This is a genomic window from Sphingobacterium shayense (assembly GCF_013179575.1).
In the GTDB taxonomy this organism is placed as follows: Bacteria; Bacteroidota; Bacteroidia; order Sphingobacteriales; family Sphingobacteriaceae; genus Sphingobacterium; species Sphingobacterium shayense.
Window position 1 is genome coordinate 1 of sequence record NZ_JABMCQ010000031.1, and the last position, 21832, is coordinate 21832.

Here is a 21832-nt window from a genome sequence, read left to right on the forward strand (position 1 = left end):
TGGCCGAATAACCGGAATTAAAATTGTAATGCGGGTTGGGACTGACGGCAACAGCCGGTCTAACGGTAGCGATATAGTCTCTAGCATTCATAAAGTCGATTGTCGATTCTGGGCTTTGAAACGCGTAGTTAGCATCAAAGGTTATTCTGGCAGATGCCGAATTTTTACCTTTTTTTGTGGTTATTAACACGACTCCGTTGGATGCACGGGAACCATAAATAGCGGTCGATGCTGCATCTTTAAGAACCTCTATGGATTCAACATCATTTGGGTTCACTCCCGAAAATGACCGTTCAACCCCATCAACTAGCACGAGCGGATCATTGGTTTTATTAATCGATGATCCTCCTCGGATCCGAAATACAGCATCTGCGCCAGGTGAATTGTTGGATTGGTAAACCCGGGCACCGGCTATTTTACCGCGTAAACCCTCACCGACGGTGCTGATCGGAATATTTTGCAAGGCTTTTCCGTCCACTTTTGATATCGCAGTGGTTAGGGTTCGCCTGCTTTGGGTGCCATAACCAACGACTACAACTTCGTCGATGTTCGCTTCGCTAGGTTTGAGCTGGATTTTTAGGTTGCTTGCTGCGGTGCTTACTGGATAGGTAAGCGTTTGGAACCCGATATAACTGAACGTCAGGGTCACCGGCAATGTTTCTACTTCTATTTCAAACTGTCCCCCGTCGTTTGAGCTAGATTGAACCGCTGTTCCTTCTATTCCAATAGTAACTCCACTGATGGGCTGGTTCTGCTGATCGGAAATTTGTCCACCTATTTTGGTCTGGGCGAGGAGTGAGCCAGAAAAAAGTAGCAGAAAACAGCAGATTACTTGGCTGATTAACATGGTTTTCATAACAAATTGTTTATAGTGATTAGTCTATATGTACTACAATACAACAAATATAATAGAAACTTTTTAAAATCAAAATTAGATTGTAAAAAGATGAGTATCAATGGGTCGATTCTTTCCTGCAAGTTCGGGAGAGATGGTTCTTTATACGTGGTCTTAAATTGGGAGCAGTTTGTTACAAAATAATTATCGAACAAACGCTACAAAATTTTTCTTAAAACGCTCTGATTAATGTGTGCAGGAGCGTGTTGAGCGATTTTCATAGGCTTAATGTAAATTTAACTTGCATATGAAATATTGTTCGAGTACTTTTGTTACTCAATCTTAATATCCAAGAATGTTAGATGCATTAATTACATCAAAAACGAGACTTAAGTTACTGATCAAATTTTTTGTATCAGCAAGTAACACTGGATATTTACGCGGGATTGCAGAGGAATTTGATGAATCAACCAATAGCATAAGAAAAGAATTAAATCAGTTAACTGAGGCGGGCTTTTTGGAAAGAAAACAAGATCAAAAAAAAGTAGTTTATAGGGCAAATATCGCCCACCCCTTGTTTTCCCCTGTACAAAAATTGATTCATTCGTTTCTTGGTATAGATAAAGTTGTGGAGCAGGTTTTAGAACGTGCGGGGGATGTTGATCAAGTAATTTTGGTTGGTCCTTATGCAAGAGGTCTAGAATCGAGCAAGGTAGATATAGTTGTTCAGGGCGAAGATTTAGATAAAGAATATTTAATGCAACTTGCAGAGAAAACATCTAATTTAATTAACAAGGAAGTTTCAATGCATTTTGATAGAGAAGTTAACGATGCTCACATTATTGTATATAAAAGGCGATCTGACTAAAAATTTAATAATAGAGGGGAGAAGTATGTGGCATATTTATTGCGTTAAGCGCAGACAGTTTAACAATGTTAGTAGTAAGTTAAATAGTTGAACGAAATTAAATTGGTAAAATAGACTATGAAAGAGAAAGTTGCAGAAAAGAAGCCGGACTACAATCCGGGCCCCCGTGTAGGAATAACCTTTTCGACGTTTGATTTATTACATGCAGGTCACATAATGATGTTAGCCGAAGCAAAACGTCAATGCGATTACTTGATTTGCGGTTTACAAATGGATCCAACATTAGACCGTCCGGAAAAAAACCCACCGACTCAAACGGTAGTAGAACGTTATATTCAACTCCGGGGATGCGAATATGTGGATGAGATTGTACCCTACTCTACGGAGCAAGACCTAGAGGATATTTTGAAATCTTTCAAGTTGGATGTTCGAATTGTCGGCGACGAATATAAAGAAAAGAATTTCACAGGTCGTGAATATTGTGAGAAAAAAGGTATTGAACTTTATTTTAACAGTCGTGATCATCGTTTCTCAAGTTCTGGTTTAAGACGTATTGTTGCGCAGAAAGAGGCGGAGAAAAACGGAAAGAAATAATTACCCGAAAAAATTGCATGCAGAATAATACGTTATCGGATAAGTATAAAATCGCTGTTATTGGGCAGGGATATGTTGGTTTGCCTTTAGCGATAGAGTTTGCGAAACACTATCCAGTGGTGGGATATGATATCGATTCCGTGCGTGTATTAGAACTGAAGCAAGGAAAAGATTCAACGAGGGAAGTGGATGAAACGATGCTCGAAGCCGTGTTAGTTCAAAAGAATCCACATCGTATCAATCAAAGTGTCTTACCATTGACGGATTTACGCAACGAAAACGTGTCGGCTGAAGTAGTGATAGACGAACGAGGGCTTTATTTAACGACAGTAATCGAAGATATTCGTGATGCTAATTGTTATATAATTACAGTTCCTACTCCGATAGATCGGTATAATGCACCCAATTTAGGACCATTGCTTCGGGCAACGGCTGAAATTGGAAAGCTTATGAAAAAGGGAGATCTCGTGATTTACGAATCTACAGTATATCCAGGTTGTACGGAGGAGGATTGCGTACCAATACTAGAAAACATATCAGGCCTAATGTATAACAGAGATTTTTTTGTTGGGTATTCCCCTGAGCGGATAAACCCAGGTGATAAAATAAATACATTAAGATCAGTTAAAAAGGTTACTTCAGGATCAACTCCAGAAATAGCTGTTGAAGTGGACAATCTATATCAGACGATTATTGTGGCGGGAACACATAAAGCACCGTCTATACGTATTGCCGAAGCTGCGAAAGCTGTTGAAAATGCTCAACGCGATATAAACATCTCGTTTGTGAATGAATTGGCTTTAATATTTGACCGCATGGGGATAGATACTCAAGATGTCCTAGATGCCGCTTCGACTAAATATAATTTTTTGTCTTTTAAGCCAGGATTGGTGGGCGGTCACTGTATATCTGTAGATCCTTTTTATTTGGCCCATAAAGCGACAGAACTTGGATATTTACCAAACGTAATACTTTCCGGAAGAAGAGTGAATGATCAAATGGGAGGATTTATTGCCTCTAAAGTCGTGAAACTTTTAAGTACAAAGAATATCAGCATAAATGAAGCTCGAGTACTAATTCTTGGAATAACTTTTAAAGAGAATTGTGCAGACGTGCGTAACACGAAGGTTGTCGATATTTATAATGAGTTAAGGGATTATGGAGCAGCAGTCGATATTTATGATCCATGGGCAAGTGTGGAAGATGTTAAAAAGCAGTATCGAATTTCGCTCTTAGAGGAAGCGCCCTACGAAGCTGTTATATTAGAAAACGAAAGAAAAGAGATTCAAAAGTACAGCGCTATTATTTTAGCAGTAGCGCATGATGAGTTTATAAATCTCCCATTATTTAATATAAGGTGTGAGAATAGTGTCATTTTTGACGTTAAGGGTGTTTGGCCGCGGTCAGAGGTTGACGCTAGATTATAAGCAAAGGACTAATAAAAATATATAAAGAGAAAGAAAGTAAAATGAAAGCCATAAAAAAAATAACTTGTATTGGTGCCGGCTATGTAGGCGGACCAACTATGTCAGTTATCGCTCAAAAGAATCTAAATGTCGAGGTCACAGTCGTTGATTTAAATGTTGCTCGGATTGACGCATGGAATGATGATAATTTGGAAAATCTGCCCGTGTATGAACCCGGTCTTGATTCGGTTATTGCTGAAGCACGGGGTCGTAATCTGTTTTTCTCTACGGATGTCAATAAAGCAATAGACGAAGCTGATATGATTTTTATTTCGGTGAATACTCCGACGAAGACATATGGAAAAGGAAAAGGTCAGGCTGCAGATTTGAAATTTATTGAGCTTTGTGCGCGGCAGATTGCAGCTGTTTCTAAAACCGACAAAATTGTTGTTGAAAAATCTACGCTTCCTGTTCGGACGGCTGAGGCTTTGAAAAGCATTCTTGATAATACTGGTAACGGAGTGAATTTTCATATTCTTTCCAACCCAGAGTTTTTAGCTGAAGGAACCGCGGTTACAGATCTACATAACCCAGACCGTGTTTTAATAGGAGGAGATAATGAAGAAGCGATCCAAGCGTTGGTTGATATATACGCTGCCTGGGTGCCTAAAGAAAGAATTTTGACTACAAACTTGTGGTCTTCTGAGCTTTCAAAGCTTGTAGCCAACGCATTTCTTGCTCAACGTGTTTCGAGCGTAAACGCTATTTCTGAGCTTTGTGAGGTGACTGGCGCAAACGTTGATGAAGTGGCTAGAGCTATTGGTCAGGATAGTAGAATTGGTTCAAAATTTTTAAAGGCTTCTGTTGGCTTTGGTGGATCATGTTTTCAAAAAGACATATTGAATCTAGTATACATCGCAAAAACATATAATCTCACAGCGGTGGCTGATTACTGGGAACAAGTAATTATTTTGAACGATCATCAAAAAACACGTTTTGCGGAAAAAATAATTCAGACGATGTACAATACGGTTAATGGAAAGCACATAGCATTTTTAGGATGGGCCTTTAAGAAAGACACAAACGATACACGTGAATCGGCAGCAATATACGTGGCTGATCATTTACTAGATGAAGAGGCAAATGTCGTCGTGTATGATCCGAAAGTGTCAGCTGAACAAATTTATAAAGATTTGGATTACCTTGGGACTCGATCTCCAGATGACAATCGTCGCTTAGTTAAAGTTGTTAATGATCCGTATGAGGCATTAGATAATGCACATGCTGCCGCAGTTTTGACCGAATGGGATGAGTTTAAGACGTACGATTGGGAGAGGATTAAAAAAGGTATGAAAAAACCATCTTTTGTTTTTGATGGAAGAAAGTTGTTGAACCGAAATGAGTTAGAGATGTTTGGGTTTTCTTACTACGCGATAGGGGAATAAAATGACTTGGAATTATAACAAATTGATAAAATAATGATAAAAAATCTGATTGTATTTGGTACACGTCCCGAAGCAATAAAGATGGCGCCTTTAGTAAAGGCGTTTCAACGAGACTCTGCTTTTGAGACTAGAGTGTGTGTTACTGGGCAACACCGGGAAATGCTAGACCAGGTACTTGAATTTTTCGACATTACACCTGACTTTGATTTAAATTTAATGAAGCCCAATCAAAATCTTTATGGTTTAACGGCTGATATTATTACAGAGTTGAAAATCGTACTGGAAGATTATAAACCCGATTACGTATACGTACATGGAGACACGACCACCACAATGGCGACCAGCATAGCGGCTTTTTATTCAGGTGCGAAGGTTTGTCATGTGGAAGCGGGCCTTAGGACGCATAACAAACGCTCGCCGTTTCCTGAAGAAATCAATAGGCAGGTTACGGGTCGAATTTCTGATTTTCATTTTGCGCCGACGAATGCATCTGAGCAGAATTTAGTGCTTGAAAACATTGCTAATGACGCTATTATTGTAACAGGTAATACTGTAATTGATGCGCTTTTTGAAAGCTCAGAACGAGTGAAGAATTTAGATAATAAAGAGATCAATAAATTAAAGGAATTGATCGACCCATCGAAGAAATTAATTTTAGTTACTGGGCACCGACGAGAGAATCATGGGCAAGGTTTTATCAATATTTGTGAGGCACTAAAAGAAATAGCAGAGAAGTACCCTGATGTGCAGATTATCTATCCGGTCCATTTGAACCCTAACGTTAAGCGGCCTGTTTACGAAATTCTGTCTGACATTTCCAATATTCACTTAATTGATCCATTAGCCTATCCCGCATTTGTGTGGTTGATGAACCAATCATATTTAATAATAACAGACTCAGGAGGGGTTCAAGAAGAAGCTCCGAGTCTTGGTAAACCAGTTCTAGTTATGCGGGATACTACTGAACGACCAGAGGCTGTGGATGCTGGTACTGTGATACTAGTTGGTACTGATAAAATTAAGATCGTGATGGAAACGGAAGAGTTACTAACAAACACAAGTCGCTACAAACAAATGAGTGAGTTGCATAATCCGTATGGTGATGGTAAAGCCTGTGAGCGCATCGTTGAATTTATAAAAAACTTAAGATAAAAAATCATATGCAAGCAAAAGTTGTAACCGTAGGTTTGGGGTACATCGGTCTACCTACATCGGCGTTGATTGCCAATAACGGTATATCCGTTCACGGAGTCGATATTTCTCAACATGTCGTTGATACTATTAATGCTGGGAAAATTCATATTGTGGAACCTGATCTAGATAAAGCTGTAGCCAAAGCAGTTGACGAGGGCTTTTTAAAAGCAGATACAAAGCCGGTAAAAGCAGACACCTATCTAATAGTTGTTCCTACCCCTTTTAAAGGTGATCACGAACCCGATATTTCTTATGTGCAAGCTGCAACAGAAGCAGTATTACCTTTATTAAAGGAAGGAGATTTATATATTATCGAGTCTACTTCTCCTGTCGGGACGACGGAGAAGATGATGTCGTTAATTTTCAGTAAACGCCCTGAGCTGGAGGGTAAAATATATTTGGCATACTGTCCGGAACGTGTGTTGCCGGGGAATGTTATGTATGAACTGGTTTACAATGATCGAGTTATTGGTGGTGTGAATGAGGAGTCTACAAAGAAGGCGACGGCATTTTATAGTCAATTTGTCCGAGGCGAGTTACATGCAACAAACGCCCGTACTGCTGAAATGTGTAAATTGACGGAAAATTCATCTAGGGACGTTCAGATTGCATTTGCGAATGAGTTATCTTTAATATGCGACAAGGCCGGTATCAATGTTTGGGAACTGATTCGTTTGGCAAATAAGCACCCCCGCGTCAATATCTTACAGCCTGGATGTGGAGTGGGCGGACACTGCATCGCCGTAGATCCCTATTTTATCGTTTCTGAATTTCCATTAGAATCACGTATTATTGGTAAAGCTCGAGAAATTAACAATCATAAAGCCTTTTGGTGTGCAGAGAAGGTTAAAGACGCCAGAAAAGCCTTTCAGTTAAAAAATAACCAGGAACCTAAGATCGCCTTAATGGGAATGGCGTTTAAACCAAATATCGATGATCTCCGTGAATCTCCAGCGAAATATATTGTTCAACGGATTCTTCAAGATGCCAATGACGAGGAGTATTTTGTTGTGGAACCTAATATTAAAGAACATAATCTTTTTAAGTTAACAGATTACGACGAAGCCATTGCAAAGGCCGATATTGTTGTCTTTTTAGTCGCTCACGATGAATTTAAATCGATGAACCTAAACCCTAATAAAGTCATCCTTGATTTTTGTGGTGTTACGAATAGTATTATAAATTAACATTGGGATTCAAAGAAAAAGTTAAATCCGTTTTTACCGACGGGTTTAACAAAAATTTTTTAATATTATTAAGCGGAAGTTTACTTGGCCAGCTTATCAATGTTCTCGTAAGTCCAATTCTTACCCGGATATTTACTCCGGCAGAGTTTGGGTATTTCGGGGTGTTTACATCCATTGTAAGTATACTGACTGGAATTACTACACTTAAGTTAGAAATGGCTTTGCCGCTTAAGGAAAATGATAAGGAGTATAGTCAACTATTTTGGACATGCTTAGTTATAAATTTATTGATAAGCGTTTTAATTGGAGTAACGTTTGGATTATTACCGTACTCATTCTATAATCAAATCAATATTGCAGAAATTTATCGCTACTGGTGGTTAATCGGTGTAGCTCTCTTTTTTACCGGTACAAATAGAATATTTAATAGTGCTGTTGTAAGATTTAAAGCATTTAAGGAGATATCAGTCTCGTTTTTAAATCAGGTCGTAATCAAAAATGCATTTCAAATTGGATTTGGACTTTATTACCCCTACGGATCGGTTTTAATAGGAGGGACTATATTAAACCAAATTACCTCTCTATTCAACTTGGCTAGGGTCGTTAAAAGAAAAAATATTGTCGACAATTTTGACCTAGATGTAATCAGTCCTAAAGAGATTAAAAGTATTTTTAACCGATATAAAGACTATGTCGTTTTTGGAACTCCTTCTGGACTAGCGAATTCGCTTGGGTTATATTTGCCAGTTCCATTAGTGATGTTTTTTTATGGAGCGGAGGCGGCGGGAAGTCTTTCTTTTGGGATCACGTTAATTTCGATTCCGATGAGAGTAATAGGAATGTCGATTTCTCAAGTATTCATAGGGGAGGCTGCCGAAATGATTAGAAATAGCGAGAAAGGAGTTGCAAGGTTGTACTCAAGAATTTTAAAAAAATTGATTCAGTTTTCCGTCATCCCGGCGCTTGTCGTTTTATTCTTTGGAGACAAAATGTTCCCTCTTATTTTCGGAGAGAAGTGGATTGAAGCGGGAGAATTTATTCAGATTTTAACGGTTTGCTTTGCTCTTCAATTTGTCTCATCGCCCCTTTCTCAAATTTTGAATTTACTTGTGTTACAAAGGATACAGTTACTATGGGATGTTTTACGATTGATTCTCACCGTTTTGACTTTGACAATACCAGCGTCATTTGGCCTACCTGTGAAAACAGCTATTATGTTTTTTTCGATTGGAATGTCAATGTCTTATGTTATATTGATTTTTTTGTGTAAATTTTATGTTAGAAGGAGAGAGAAAACTGTTATTAATAGTGTAAGTTCGATTTAAATTATGAAGAATAAGAAGATAGCGTTAGTAGCGAAGACAGATATTAATACCGATGGACGGATTATTAACCAGATTAATATTTTATTACGCAACTTTCAAAATATTTCATTTGATTTTATTATACTTCCTGATAAACCGATTAAAATTAAGTTAAATGAGAGAGTGCGGTTTCATCAAATTAAATGTTTGTTTCGGAATAATCCGATATTTAGAATATTTACTATTTTAGAGTTTACTTGGAAGGTTTTCTTCTTGCTAAAAAAAATACGGCCGGACGTAATCCATCTTCAAGACAGTGCAGGGAGCTTACCAGTCCTTTTGTATAAAAAAGTCTACAGCAATTCATTAGTGGTGTATGACGATCACGAGATTCCGAATGAAAATGCGACTGCGTTTGAGAAGTTGAATGTTTATGTTGAGAATCGTCTGATTAAAGCTTGTGATTTTCTGATTGAAGCAAATGAGGAGCGGTTAACATACATTAAAGACAAATTGTTTATAAAAAGTATACCTTCCACGTATTTTTTGAATTTGCCATATGACGAAGAGCTGATATCCGAAACCGATATTAATGATCACATCAAGGATTCATTGGAAATTCTTGATAATTTTATTCAGCATGGTGGACAATTTATTATCCACCAGGGCCCGTTAAAAATCGAGAGAGGGCGAGCTCTTTTAGCTCGATTTAGTGAATGTATATCTCAGAACCAGAAGATTTTACTCGTCGGAGGAACGAGATACTCTTATGAAACATTTATCCAAGAATATAATTTGTCTGAAGATTCATTTATATTTATTGGTACAATTGCATATAAGTTTCTCCCTCTATTTTGGGGCAGAGCGTCATATAGTATTATAATGTATTTGCCGAATTATTTGAACAACAAACTCTGTGCCCCAAATAGGTATTATTTGAGTCTAAAATATAATATCCCTACTATCGTAAACAAGAGCAATCCTGTGCTCAATAGTTTGATAATTAAAAACAAAAACGGCGCTTTTATTGAAGATATAATTACGTCTTCTTTTTCAGAATCGATGCTAAATGTTGGCATAGCCTCCGATACGACCTATGCAAAGTTGGAAATGAAGCAAGTACGTGAATTTTGTGATTTTTATCAAGAAATATTTAACAGCCTTCATTCATAGTTATGGGGAGAGAACGTTTTAAATTGCTGTTTTGGATAATTGGGTTTATCTTGTTACTCCTTGTTTCCTTCGAGTTTTTTATTTCCAATGAGCTTATAACTCATGTCGATTACAATTTTTTTGTATTATTGATTTTTAGCGTTCAGGCATCTTTACCTTTATTATGGATACCAATAACCTCTAATCGGCCAAGTATTTTAATTAAATGGGTCGTCTATCTTGTCGTGGTGATACCTGCTATTATGATACCTTACCTTTCAATATCGTATGACGAAATCAGATTTTTTATCTTTAATTGCGTTTTACTTTTAAGCTTCTATTTAGTATGTTCCTTCGACAGCCTCGCGCTGTTTAGTGTTCCTCGATTAAAAATATCCGAGACCTTTTTTTATATCGTTTTCTTTCTTTTGTACTTAATATTTGTGATAAATGCAGTGAGAATTTTTGGCTTTAATATATCCTTCGTGTCATTACGAGACGTTTACGATGTACGATACGATTACAAGGAGCAGATAGAGACGTCCAGTTTTGCGGGGACACAGATTAGGTGGTTACTTTTTATATTTAATCCCTTTTTAATTATACTGGGTTATTTAGACAGGAAGAAATTTTGGATGTTAATTATCGGTCTAGGTGGCGAACTATTTATATATTCAATATCTGGATTGAAGTCTGCGTTATTTATTGGATTCGTTCTGTTGATTATTTTATTCGCATTGTCGAAACTGAAGGAGTTGTCGGGTATTTCATCATTAATACTAAAAATGGTAGTGCTCTTTTTTATTGTAGTACTTGTAGCTGATTTTATCTTCTTTCGTGATAGCTTAATGTTTCAGAATATTCTAACTTCTTTGACGATCCGACGTAATTTTGCGTTAACAGGCCATCTCTCCGGGCAATATTTTTCGTTCTTCGATATGAATCCTAAGAATTTTATGGCCAATAATAGTCTATTGGGTATTCTCGTTAATTTCCAATCACCATATGGAGGGCAATCTCCACCGGAAATTATTGGCGCTTATGCATTTGGAGGTTATAATGAACAAGGTCAATATGCCAATGCAAATATTTGGGCTGACGCATTTGCGCAATACGGTTTTATAGGCATGTTAATAATCGCCGTCATGTTAGGGTTCTTCCTGCACCTCTATGATTCAATCGCAAAGTATGCTGGATTTAAAATGGCAGTAGTTCTCTTGGTCCCCTTCGCTTTCACCTTCAGCAATAGTGCTTTTTTGACAGTACTATTTGGCCACGGAGCTTTATTGGCATTGTTTTTACTTACTTTACATGTCTTTAGTTTACAAAGGAATTATAAAATTTAATACGATGGTAAAATACATTTGTTTAACCTCTTTCTTTCTCTCGTTTTTCTGCTTGAAATGCACATCGCAAACGTTCAACAAAAGCGCGATTTTCAAGTATGTGCCTAATAATGGCGTTTATGGAGGTAATCATATTGGCGGAGTTCAAAGCGATTTCAAACCTTCGTACGATATGAAGATTGCGTATGATTTTAAAGTGACTAGCGTAAAAGGTCTTTTGGAAGCTTTAAGAAATGCGAAAGCGGGACAAGTTGTTTTTGTTGATGGAACGATAGAACTCGAACTTTCCAATGCGGTGCCGTTAAACATTAATGCCGGCGTAACTTTGATGAGTGATAGAGGCCGTGGCGGAAGTCATGGGGCACTTCTGAAGGCCACTAAAGCTGGAGTAAGACCTATGATCAAGATAGGTGGGAAAAATACTAAGATAATCGGTCTTCGAATTTATGGGGGAGATTCGAATATTTATCCAAACGGGAAAAAGATTATTCGCGACAAAAATAAGCGGAATACGTATGGTCGGCCTGTTACAGAGGGAATTTCCTCAAAATATTCTAACCTTGAAATTGGCAATTGTGAAATTTCTGGTTGGAGTCATGCTGGAATATTTATTTCAGATGGCGCTTCGGATATAAATATTCATCACAACTATATTCATGGTAACAAGCGACATGGTTTGGGATATGGCGTTGCTCTCAAGGGAGCGAGCGCAACTATTCAAGCAAATCTATTTGAAAATAATAGACACGATGTTGCAGGTACCGGCGAAATAGGTACATCTTATTATGCACATCATAATATTGTAATCGGAGATAAAGACGACCATCTTTTCGACATGCACGGAGGCAAAGATCGAAAAGATAATACGAATATAGCAGGAACTTCAATAAATATTTCCAACAATTATTTTTACACTAGAAAAGGCACTCGTGCAATCGTTATACGTGGCATCCCTCAGCGACCAGCGATAATTTCCGGTAATATTATTTTGCAGTCGGCGAAGGAGGTAGAATCGATTTCCTTGAGGGTTGGCGTCAGTTCTGAACAGGTCTTGAAGGGGTTTATTGGCCAAAGAAATTCTTTTGGAAATATTGAAGAAAAAAATAATAGAATAATATCAATTCACTGATTTGCATGATACTTCAGATTACCAACGATTTTTCCGGTTCAACACTTTATCGAAATCTATTTTTAAGTTTGGATTCTCTCGACATTGATCAAATCGTTTACCATCCTTTGCGAGACGAATCGAAGATCGGTATGAATTCGATATCTTTTTCAAGGTCGAGATCAAAATTGATTTATAGACCTATTTTGAATAAATTCTCTGATAGAATATTGTACCGGAGAAAAATTCGTAAAATATCAAATGATATTGAAAAACAAGTAGATTTAGCGGCAGTAAGTATAATGCATGCCCATACCTGGTTCAGCGATGGAGGTGCTGCATATCTACTTAACAAGAAATATTCTATTCCTTATATTGTTGCAGTTCGAAGTTCCGATATCGTTTATTTTTATAAGTATCTATTATGGGAACGAGAGTTTGCGCGAGAAATATTAAAGAATGCAGAGAGGGTTGTGTTTATATCCGAAAGTTATCATCGTATTTTTAGAACAAGAATGGTTGATAAATGGCTCGATTTTGCGAAAATTGAAGTCATACCCAATGGAATTGACGAATTCTGGATAAAAAATAGAATTTCAGATATTGATCTACTTGCCAGAAGAATGGTTAGGGCACCGGTTCGAATTCTTTATGTCGGACAACTTATTAAAAGGAAGAATGCTGATAAACTGGCTGAAGCCATTAGATTATTAAATCGCGATGGCATTTCCGTTGAATTACAATTGGTCGGTGATTTTTCAAAGTCAGACTTTAACGAATTGGCGTTCTCGGAGCACGATAATGTGAAGGTTTTAGGACAGATTAAAGACAAAAACAAGCTGCTTGAGATTTATCGACAAAATGATTATTTTGCGATGCCATCGGTGAATGAAACCTTCGGATTAGTGTATGTAGAAGCATTGACGCAAGGTTTGCCAATTCTATTTACAAAGAACGATGGAATAGACGGGTTTTATGCTGATATAGGCGAATCCGTTGAAAAACCTGTTACTGTCGATGATATCGTTTTAAAATTAAAAAAGATGATTGGACATGAACCGTACCGGTACGACCTGCCCCTGATATGCGAGAATCACGATTGGATAAACATTGCGAATAGGTATAAAGCGATATACCACCGAGAAAAAAAGACGTTTTAAATATTAATTATGATTAATAAAGGGATAAGATTTTGAAGGTTTTAGTGTTCTACCAATATTTTGGTACTCCCAAGGGAAAGTGGAGTACACGTATGTATGAAATGACCCGCAGATGGGTTCGCCAAGGGCATGATGTTATTGTCGTGACATCGCCATATGAAAAATCTGATATTTCTACTGATCGATTTATCGATTATCAAGAGATCGCGGGCGTAAAGTTGATTGTTATAAACTCTGCGGATTCGAATCGAGATGGCGTGATAAAAAGGATATTTAAAGCCTTACTGTTTTCTTTGATCTCGTGTTATTTCGCTTTGACTGTAAAATGTGATATAGTTTTAGCGAGTTCGGGGCCGATTACAGTTGGTTTACCTGGTTTGTTGTCTAAATGGTTAAGAAACAAGAAGTTGGTTTTTGAGGTTCGGGACCTTTGGCCCGATGGGGCGATTGAACTTGGTAAGCTCAATAATCCTTTTCTACGTAAAATTGCGATATGGTTTGAAAAGCTATGTTATAGGAATTCTTCTCTTGTGGTGCCATGTAGTAAAGGAATGGAAGAGGGGGTTCTTAGGAAATGCTCTAACGTGCGAACTCTGGTTGTTCCGAATGCGTCGGATTTGGACCTATTTTCTAACGTTGGAGATGAAGATAGGAGGTTGCCTGTGAAATATGAAAATAAGAAATTGTTTCTATACGCCGGCTCTTTAGGACTAATGGACGAAGTAGAACAGGTTATAGAAGGGATGCGATTAGTGAATGACGAACGAATATATTGGTTGATAATCGGCGATGGAGCTGAACGAAGGCATCTAGAAAACTTAGTAGAGAAATATGAACTAACGAATATCGAATTCCTTGGTATTATGCCGAAGCTTGAGGTTGTGAAATGGTTTGTCAGGGCAGAAGCATCGTTTGTAACGTTCAAGGACTTGGCCGTTCTACATACTTCTTCGCCAAACAAAATGTTTGATTCCTTTGCTGCAGGAGTACCGATAATTCAATCTACGCGCGGTTGGATAAAAGATCTGGTAAAAAGAAATGATTGTGGGATAAATGTTGCTCCCGATCAACCGCGTCAATTTGCTGCTGCGATTGAAGCAATTGCGAATGATAGAGTGTATCGTGATCGGCTGGCGGAAAATGCAAAACGATTAGCACGCGAAGAGTTTGATAGAGATCTTTTAGCCGAAAGGTATCTCCAGAGCCTTCGGAATTTGATGAACGATTAATCGCTATTCTTAATGAAAATCTTAAATATCGTTGCTAGTTTCCTAAAGCGGGATACTGGTAAGAAAAAGTTAATCCCCGAAATTGATGGTCTAAGAACGTTAGCATTATTGCCGGTGATACTTATGCATTTTAATACTAATTACAAACGGTATCTAGGCGTACAGCTGGAGGAAACGTTTGATAACGCCATAGATAATGGCGAAAGAGGGGTCTTGCTATTTTTCGCAATAAGTGGTTTTATTTTGTCTCTAGGTTTTTACAACATTTTAAGTAAGGGAGGAGGAATTGATTACAAAAATTACCTTGTACGTCGACTGACAAGATTGGAACCTCCGTTTATAATTTCGATTTTAGTACTTTTTGTGATGGTACAGTTTAGATTTCCCGGCGGTTGGACAGCTTTATTTGATCACTTAATACCGACATTGACATATACGCATCACTTAATTTTTGGGTATTGGTCGCCGATAAATCCGGTTACATGGTCACTGGAAACTGAAATTCAGTTTTATTTGTTAATACCATTTTTTTGCTTATTCCTTTTTACTAAGAGTCAGCGATTCCGAATTGTATTTTTAAGTATATTAATAATTTTAGTCCCGTGTGTATTTTTGCGTGAAGGAAGCTATGTTTTACAAAATCCGCATTTGAAAAGATCTTTGCTTGTATTTTGTAGCCATTTCCTTGTAGGGCTTCTTTTTTTAAACTTATATGTATCACAGTTTTGGTTGAAAGTTAAGCCCTCATACATCTGGGATTGTATTGGCGTTCTCGCTATTTTGGTATTTTTAATAGGCGATTTTGGTACAAGCAGACTAGTTGAAGCCCTCGTTGTGGATGCCTTAATTTTGTTAATCTTATTTTCAGCCTTTAAAGGTGTATTTTTAAATAGATTATTTAGATTACAATCAATAGTAATTTTCGGGGGAATGTGTTATAGTATATATTTGCTCCATTATTCTATAATTTATGGCGTTTCAATTGTTACTAAGCATTTTTTAATACAGAATAATCTAATAAATTATTTTGTTCAATTTCTTCTAGCTTTTGGATGTATACTTGTTGTTTGTTCCATATTTTTTGTTTTATTTGAAAAGCCGTTTATGAAAAAAAATTGGTGGAAACTCGGAAAAGATACGCGAATTAATTCTCAAAATTTGTAAAGCATGATAGGTATTATTGGAGCATCTGGATTTATAGGGAGAAACTTAATCGATAATATCTCAGGAGTAGTCGCGATTTCTATTCGCGATAAGAACTGGGAAATGAAGCTAACTGATGCTCACGTCCTGATCAACTTAATAGGGAAGGCGCACGATCATGATGGGACGGCTAGCGAGGCTGATTATTATTACGCGAATGTCGATTTGACAAAAGCGATTTTTAATGAGTTTAGAAATTCTTCAGCTAAATTGTTAATTCATTTTAGTTCTCTGGCTGCACTTGAAGAAATAGAGGCGAATGAATATTTGACTGAGTTAGACAATCCTCGTCCGCTGACCTGGTATGGTAAGTCTAAACGTGCTGCTGAAGAATGGTTAATGTCACAAGATTTACCGTCGGACAAGAAATTAATTATCCTCAGACCGCCGATGATACATGGTCCGGGCGACAAAGGGAATTTAAGTCTATTGTTTAAATTTATTTCGAAAGGACTACCATACCCATTGTCTTCATTTCATAATAGTCGTTCTTTTATTTCGATTACTAACTTAGTTTTCTTTGTTAATACGATTGTAGATCATTATTCCTGTCTAGAGTCTGGAATATATCATGTTTCCGATGATGAGCCGGTTTCTACAAACGAAATTATTCAAGTTATGCAAAAGGTTGTGGATAAAGGACATTTCAACATACATATTCCAAAAAGTATTTTGATAGCACTTGCGAGATTAGGAGACTTCGTGCCTCTACCTTTAAACAGCAGACGATTGAAAAAGATGACTTCAAACTTGTTGGTTTCAAATGAGAAATTAAAGGCTTTATTGAAAATACCTAATCTTCCAGAATCTGCAATCGACGGTATTGAGAATACGGTAAAAAGCTTAGTGCGATAACCTTTGATTAACCTACATTATTTAATGAAGCAGGGACTTACTCATGATAAGTGGATATTGTATTGTTACAATTGAGTCAAAATGAATTAAAATATGAAATATATAATTGTATTAGTTACATTGTTTGTTCTCGAAGTACTTTATTTTAGAGTGGCAGATCGATTTAATATAATAGACAAACCGAATGAACGATCTTCCCATAGTTCGATAACTTTGAGGGGGGGAGGTGTGATATTTTATTTTAGTGTCCTACTCTACTTTCTTCTGTCAGGGTGTATTTACCCGTGGTTTTTTGTTGGTCTAACCATGATGACGTTAGTTTCGTTTTTAGATGACATTTATACCTTATCTAACAAGATTAGACTCTTTATCCATTTTTCAGCAGTGCTCTTAATGGCATTTCAATTACAGGTTTTTGAAATGCCGTGGTATATTCTAGTCTTCATGTTCATCGTGGTTGTCGGAGCTATTAATGCATATAATTTTATGGATGGAATTAACGGAATTACTGCATGTTATAGCTTAGCTTTAAATAGTCTGTTGCTGATCGTTAACTATAAAATAAAATTTGTCGACCAAGATTTTTTATTATTTGTCGTTTTAGGGATTTTAGTCTTCACATTTTTTAACTTTCGGAGAAAGGCAAAATGTTTTGCTGGCGACGTTGGTTCTGTAACGATTGCCTATATTCTTCTATTTGCATTAGGCGCATTGATCATGAAAACACAGAATTTGGTGTTTATTTTGTTTCTATCAGTATACGGCATTGATGCTGTTTGGACTATCATCTATCGTTTGTATCATCGAGAGAATATATTTGAAGCTCATCGTTCTCACTTATATCAATTTTTAGGGAATGAAGGTGGTATAAATAAACTGCTAGTTTCATTTTCGTATGCATTAATACAGTTTTTTATAGGAATTTTGGTAATTCAGATTGTTACCAAGGATGTCTTTTTCCAAATATTTTTTGCTGTCGGATTACTAACTTCCTTAAGTGTTATATACATACTTATGAGAAACTATGTAATTAGGAAATATGTAAAAAAAGGGGAGCTCCTTTGATATTTTACGCATACGATGACTGTATTTTTATAATAAAGTAAGCATATGATAGATATAATTGAAGGTGGTATTGCGAATGACTTTCGTGGACAAATTAGATTCGTCAACCATTTTGATATGAGCCAGATTAAGCGCTTTTATTTGATTACAAACGCAAATATAGATGTCGTTAGAGGATGGCGAGCCCATAGAATGGAACAACGGTGGTTTTATGTTGTTTCCGGCACGATTTGTATTGATTTTGTTAAAATAGACGACTGGATACAGCCCTCAATTGATTTAGAAATTGAACGCCGAATAATGAGTGCTAACGACAGTCGGATATTACACCTTCCTAGTGGCTATGGCGCTGCATTCCAATCACTAAAATTTAACAGTGAGCTATTGGTCTTTTCTGACTACGGAATCGAAAATGCAAAAAATGACGATTATGCTTGGCCTGCAAATTACTTTGTTAAAAGGGACGGATGCATAGACGTAGGGCAACGAGATAACGAGTAATATTTTCTACATAGTTTGCGTTGCCCTAATTAAATTAAATAACTACTTTTGAGCTAAATTAAATATAGAGAGCTTTTGTTATGTTGAATCGAATTAAGAAAAGAAACCTAATGACTAAATACTGTCTTGGATCAGGAGTTATCTCAGTGATCTTTTGTATTCTGCTTTGTACTTCTTGTGCAAGCAAAAAAGAGATTATTTATCTTCAACCGGACTCGGTTGAATTAAGCACTTTTTATGAGCTAAATGCTCCGAAGCTTCAGGCGGGTGATATTTTAGCTATTTCCGTAACTGCCGATGATATTCGGGCTACTCAACCGTTTAACCAACTTTCTCCTTATAATACAGGTACTCTGCAAAGTACGAATCCATTCATCCCAACTTATGCCATTGACAATAATGGCGAAATCGATTTTCCTAAGATTGGAAAGGTCAAATTGGCTGGAAAAACTCGAACCCAGGCAATGGATATTCTTCGAAATGAAGTTGGGCAGTTTATAGTTGATCCCGGGATTAGTATGGAAATTCGAAATTTTAAGGTGACAGTTTTGGGTGAAGTAGCCCGTCCGGGGACCTTTACGATAGATAACGATAGAATTACGATTTTGGAAGCTTTAGGATTGGCTGGAGATTTGACGATATATGGTAAGAGACAGGACGTTCTTGTAATACGTGAGGAGAACGGCCAAAAAAGTGAATTTCGCGTAGATTTGACAAAGCGCGAGACGTTGAATTCGCCGGTTTATTATCTTTCACAGAATGATGTAGTATATGTTCAACCAAACGGTGCCCGTATTCAAACATCGAAATATACGCAAAATACGTCTGTTTTTGTATCGGTGGTTGGCTTAATCATTACCGTTATATCTGTCCTATCTCGTAATTAAATTGAGTTATCAAAATATGAAGAACGTACCGAGTCCTAAAGTGGTAGATATTGACGACCAAGAACTGAACTTAAAGCAAGTATTTGAACAGTATGCATTTTATTGGAAATGGTTTTTAATATCAATTATTGTATGTTTATTTGTTGCGTTTCTATATTTGCGTTACGCTGAGCGCATTTATAACGTGGATGCGAAAGTTTTGTTACAAGACGAAAAGCAAGCTTCTGGAGACTTAGCAGGTTTGTCGGAGTTAGCAAATTTAACAGGAATGACAAGTTCTTCTTCTGCATTTGTTACGGATCAGATGGAAGTTATTAGGTCAAGAAGGATTATGTGGAAAGTAGTGGAAGCTAATCGCCTGCAGGTCTCTTATTTCTTGAAAGGTAACATTAAGTCCTCTGAAGTTCTGGAAGAAAGGTCGCCATTTAAATTAGTCCTGTTGGAACCGATGAACCCTACATTAGATTCGGTTGAGTATTCGTTTGTTATTAGTAAAAACGGGGAGCAATACTATATCAATGATGAGATTAAAGGGAAACGTAATTTTGAGGTTGGTGCGAAAATTAGTTCTCCAATTGGGGCAATTGCTTTAGTGCCGCAAGGAAACATGGGTCTTGAAGAGGATTTGATTATTTCCTATTTGCCAACTGACAAAACAGTTGAAATTTTGCAAGAGCAAATTGAAATTTTTCCGAACAAAGAAAAGCAATCTTTTTTGGTAAATTTTTCAATGAATTCTGCGAACAAAGAGAAAGCGGTATTAGTTCTTGATGCGCTAATTAAGCAATATAATCGGGATGTTACGGCAGACAAGGCGATGGTCACCAAAGCGACGTCGGCTTTTATTAATTCTAGACTTGATCTTATTGCGAGGGACTTGGCAACTGCAGATTCAAAAGTTGCTGATTTTAAAGATCAGAATAATATGGTCGATATGGCGGAGGAAGCGAAATTATATATGGAGAATGCGACCGCTAATGAGCAGAAACTTGTAGAATACGAAACACAACTTCGTCTTGCTGATATGATGCGATCTGCTGCGGGCTCTAATAGCCCCTCGCTGCTTCCGTCAAATATAGGGCTGACGGATCCTTCTATTGAGGCAAATATTAAAAGTTATAATGATTTGATACTGGAAAGGGACGACCTGTTAAAATCTGCTACCCCTGATAATCCAGTTGTCCAAAGAGTGGACAAGAATATTTCCGAAATTAACAGAAACTTACAGTTGTCTTTGGATAATTATAGGCAGGTATTGCAAAGCAATGTGAATTCGTTGAGGGTACAACGGGATAAATTTGAAGGAAAACTAAATCAATTGCCCAGCCAAGAACGTGGCTTCAAGGACATCTCTCGTCAACAGCAGATTGTGGAATCTCTCTATTTGTTTTTGCTTCAAAAGCGGGAGGAGACTGAAATCAAAGCGTCTGCCATACCGGCAAACCTGAAGATTATAGACAGTGCTTATGGATCAGAAATCCCTGTCTCTCCTAAAAAGGCTATTGTTGTATTAGGGGCTTTTATTATGGGGTTTCTAATTCCCATAGGATTTTTATATCTGAAGTTTTTGTTGGACAACAAAGTCCATTCTCGGAAGGATATTGAAGAAAGGTTCAACGCCCCGATTTTAGGTGAAGTTCCAACATCTGAACATCCAATTATAGAAGATAACGACCGTTCGTCGTTAGCTGAAGCAATTCGTATCCTACGTACGAACATAGCATTCATGCTTGGTCACAAGAAGTCTGATTCAGCAGTTTTATACGTAACATCTACGACTTCGGGTGAGGGTAAGTCTTTTATTGCAACGAATCTAGCCAAGATTTTAGCAATGTCAGGAAAAAAAGTACTCCTTTTAGGCGCGGATATCCGCTCTCCGAAGGTGTTAGACTACCTCGGGCTGTCACATTTACAACATACTAATATAGGGATAACCCAATATCTCATTAATCCAGAGATGTCTGTTTCTAATATTGTTATTAAGAAGCCTGAACCATACAATTTTGACATAATTTATTCCGGTTACATCGCGCCCAATCCAGCTGAGCTTTTGATGAACGGTTATTTTGGAGATATTATTGCGTATGGAAGAATGCAATATGATTATGTAATAGTCGATACTGCGCCAGTAAGTTTGGTAACCGACACACTTTTAATTGCTGAGCACGCAGACATGACTATATATGTTTCTCGCGCTAATTATCTTGATAAGAGGCTTTTAAGTGTCCCTAAAGAGCTGTATGAAGATGGTAAACTCAAGAATATGGCTGTAGTAATTAATGATGTTGATTTTAAACGTGGCTATGGCTACGGCTATGGTTATGGTTACGGGTATGGTGACGAATCCGCTAGAGAGGTCTCTTTAAGGAAACGCCTGAGTAAATTCTTTAGGACCTTTTTGGGAAGAAAGAAGTAATTGGTATACAATTTCAATTACTGTAATGTTTTGGAATATGGAAAATCTTGGAAGGATCATATTTCAAAACATTTTTT

19 protein-coding genes are annotated in these 21832 nt (G+C 37.2%); 18 read left to right on the top strand and 1 reads right to left on the bottom strand.

The genetic code is table 11. The annotated features are described in order from the left end of the window. A partial coding sequence (locus tag HP439_RS05760; RefSeq protein ID WP_172389393.1) for a TonB-dependent receptor plug domain-containing protein occupies positions 1-856 on the bottom strand: 856 nt, incomplete at its 3' end. A 334-nt stretch (positions 857-1190) separates the two neighbouring features. Here HP439_RS05760 and HP439_RS05765 point away from each other — a divergent pair. From HP439_RS05765 to HP439_RS05850, 18 genes are all read left to right on the top strand, one after another. After that, on the top strand, positions 1191-1703 hold the full coding sequence (locus HP439_RS05765) for a helix-turn-helix domain-containing protein (protein ID WP_172389394.1): 513 nt from the start codon (positions 1191-1193) through the stop codon (positions 1701-1703). A gap of 117 nt (positions 1704-1820) precedes the next feature. Further along, positions 1821-2297 carry an adenylyltransferase/cytidyltransferase family protein gene (locus HP439_RS05770; RefSeq protein ID WP_172389395.1) on the top strand — a complete coding sequence of 159 codons (477 nt, stop codon included), beginning with the start codon at positions 1821-1823 and terminating at the stop codon, positions 2295-2297. Positions 2298-2314: 17 nt separating this feature from the next. Beyond that, positions 2315-3724 (top strand): nucleotide sugar dehydrogenase, encoded by a 1410-nt coding sequence (locus HP439_RS05775; protein WP_172389396.1) that lies wholly within the window; start codon positions 2315-2317, stop codon positions 3722-3724. Positions 3725-3765: 41 nt separating this feature from the next. Further along, positions 3766-5148 (top strand): nucleotide sugar dehydrogenase, encoded by a 1383-nt coding sequence (locus HP439_RS05780; RefSeq protein WP_172389397.1) that lies wholly within the window; start codon positions 3766-3768, stop codon positions 5146-5148. Between the two features lie 33 nt (positions 5149-5181). Continuing rightward, entirely contained in the window at positions 5182-6300 is a 1119-nt protein-coding gene (gene wecB, locus HP439_RS05785; RefSeq protein ID WP_172389398.1) for a non-hydrolyzing UDP-N-acetylglucosamine 2-epimerase, read from the top strand. A gap of 8 nt (positions 6301-6308) precedes the next feature. Next, positions 6309-7529, top strand: a complete 1221-nt coding sequence (gene wecC / locus HP439_RS05790) for a UDP-N-acetyl-D-mannosamine dehydrogenase (protein WP_172389399.1) — start codon at positions 6309-6311, stop codon at positions 7527-7529. A 2-nt stretch (positions 7530-7531) separates the two neighbouring features. After that, on the top strand, positions 7532-8854 hold the full coding sequence (locus tag HP439_RS05795; protein WP_172389400.1) for an oligosaccharide flippase family protein: 1323 nt from the start codon (positions 7532-7534) through the stop codon (positions 8852-8854). Positions 8855-8857: 3 nt separating this feature from the next. Next, positions 8858-10006 carry a glycosyltransferase family protein gene (locus HP439_RS05800; protein ID WP_172389401.1) on the top strand — a complete coding sequence of 383 codons (1149 nt, stop codon included), beginning with the start codon at positions 8858-8860 and terminating at the stop codon, positions 10004-10006. A gap of 464 nt (positions 10007-10470) precedes the next feature. Further along, positions 10471-11331, top strand: a complete 861-nt coding sequence (locus HP439_RS05805) for a hypothetical protein (RefSeq protein ID WP_172389402.1) — start codon at positions 10471-10473, stop codon at positions 11329-11331. Between the two features lie 4 nt (positions 11332-11335). Beyond that, entirely contained in the window at positions 11336-12460 is a 1125-nt protein-coding gene (locus tag HP439_RS05810) for a DUF1565 domain-containing protein (RefSeq protein WP_172389403.1), read from the top strand. 185 nt (positions 12461-12645) lie between these two features. Beyond that, positions 12646-13599: a glycosyltransferase gene (locus HP439_RS05815; protein WP_172389404.1), complete on the top strand. Its 954-nt coding sequence runs from the start codon at positions 12646-12648 to the stop codon at positions 13597-13599. Positions 13600-13631: 32 nt separating this feature from the next. Then, complete coding sequence (locus HP439_RS05820) at positions 13632-14828, top strand: glycosyltransferase family 4 protein (protein WP_172389405.1); 1197 nt, start codon at positions 13632-13634, stop codon at positions 14826-14828. A gap of 12 nt (positions 14829-14840) precedes the next feature. Beyond that, a complete protein-coding gene (locus HP439_RS05825; protein WP_172389406.1) occupies positions 14841-15992 on the top strand; it encodes an acyltransferase family protein in 1152 nt (383 codons plus the stop codon). A gap of 3 nt (positions 15993-15995) precedes the next feature. After that, positions 15996-16886 (top strand): NAD-dependent epimerase/dehydratase family protein, encoded by an 891-nt coding sequence (locus HP439_RS05830; RefSeq protein ID WP_172389407.1) that lies wholly within the window; start codon positions 15996-15998, stop codon positions 16884-16886. A gap of 93 nt (positions 16887-16979) precedes the next feature. Further along, positions 16980-17951 (top strand): MraY family glycosyltransferase, encoded by a 972-nt coding sequence (locus tag HP439_RS05835; RefSeq protein ID WP_172389408.1) that lies wholly within the window; start codon positions 16980-16982, stop codon positions 17949-17951. Positions 17952-17996: 45 nt separating this feature from the next. After that, positions 17997-18452: a cupin domain-containing protein gene (locus tag HP439_RS05840; protein WP_172389409.1), complete on the top strand. Its 456-nt coding sequence runs from the start codon at positions 17997-17999 to the stop codon at positions 18450-18452. Positions 18453-18562: 110 nt separating this feature from the next. Continuing rightward, complete coding sequence (locus HP439_RS05845; protein ID WP_172389410.1) at positions 18563-19339, top strand: polysaccharide biosynthesis/export family protein; 777 nt, start codon at positions 18563-18565, stop codon at positions 19337-19339. Between the two features lie 16 nt (positions 19340-19355). Beyond that, on the top strand, positions 19356-21755 hold the full coding sequence (locus HP439_RS05850) for a GumC family protein (RefSeq protein ID WP_172389411.1): 2400 nt from the start codon (positions 19356-19358) through the stop codon (positions 21753-21755). The last annotated feature ends 77 nt before the right edge of the window (positions 21756-21832 follow it).

Bases quoted from the DNA above. Each gene is read 5' to 3' on its own strand.
- wecC (WP_172389399.1), top strand. From the start codon at position 6,309: ATGCAAGCAAAAGTTGTAACCGTAGGTTTGGGGTACATCGGTCTACCT.
- HP439_RS05840 (WP_172389409.1), top strand. From the start codon at position 17,997: ATGATAGATATAATTGAAGGTGGTATTGCGAATGACTTTCGTGGACAA.
- HP439_RS05830 (WP_172389407.1), top strand. From the start codon at position 15,996: ATGATAGGTATTATTGGAGCATCTGGATTTATAGGGAGAAACTTAATC.
- HP439_RS05780 (WP_172389397.1), top strand. From the start codon at position 3,766: ATGAAAGCCATAAAAAAAATAACTTGTATTGGTGCCGGCTATGTAGGC.
- HP439_RS05770 (WP_172389395.1), top strand. From the start codon at position 1,821: ATGAAAGAGAAAGTTGCAGAAAAGAAGCCGGACTACAATCCGGGCCCC.
- HP439_RS05845 (WP_172389410.1), top strand. From the start codon at position 18,563: ATGACTAAATACTGTCTTGGATCAGGAGTTATCTCAGTGATCTTTTGT.
- HP439_RS05765 (WP_172389394.1), top strand. From the start codon at position 1,191: ATGTTAGATGCATTAATTACATCAAAAACGAGACTTAAGTTACTGATC.
- wecB (WP_172389398.1), top strand. From the start codon at position 5,182: ATGATAAAAAATCTGATTGTATTTGGTACACGTCCCGAAGCAATAAAG.
- HP439_RS05800 (WP_172389401.1), top strand. From the start codon at position 8,858: ATGAAGAATAAGAAGATAGCGTTAGTAGCGAAGACAGATATTAATACC.
- HP439_RS05810 (WP_172389403.1), top strand. From the start codon at position 11,336: ATGGTAAAATACATTTGTTTAACCTCTTTCTTTCTCTCGTTTTTCTGC.
- HP439_RS05825 (WP_172389406.1), top strand. From the start codon at position 14,841: ATGAAAATCTTAAATATCGTTGCTAGTTTCCTAAAGCGGGATACTGGT.
- HP439_RS05835 (WP_172389408.1), top strand. From the start codon at position 16,980: ATGAAATATATAATTGTATTAGTTACATTGTTTGTTCTCGAAGTACTT.
- HP439_RS05775 (WP_172389396.1), top strand. From the start codon at position 2,315: ATGCAGAATAATACGTTATCGGATAAGTATAAAATCGCTGTTATTGGG.
- HP439_RS05850 (WP_172389411.1), top strand. From the start codon at position 19,356: ATGAAGAACGTACCGAGTCCTAAAGTGGTAGATATTGACGACCAAGAA.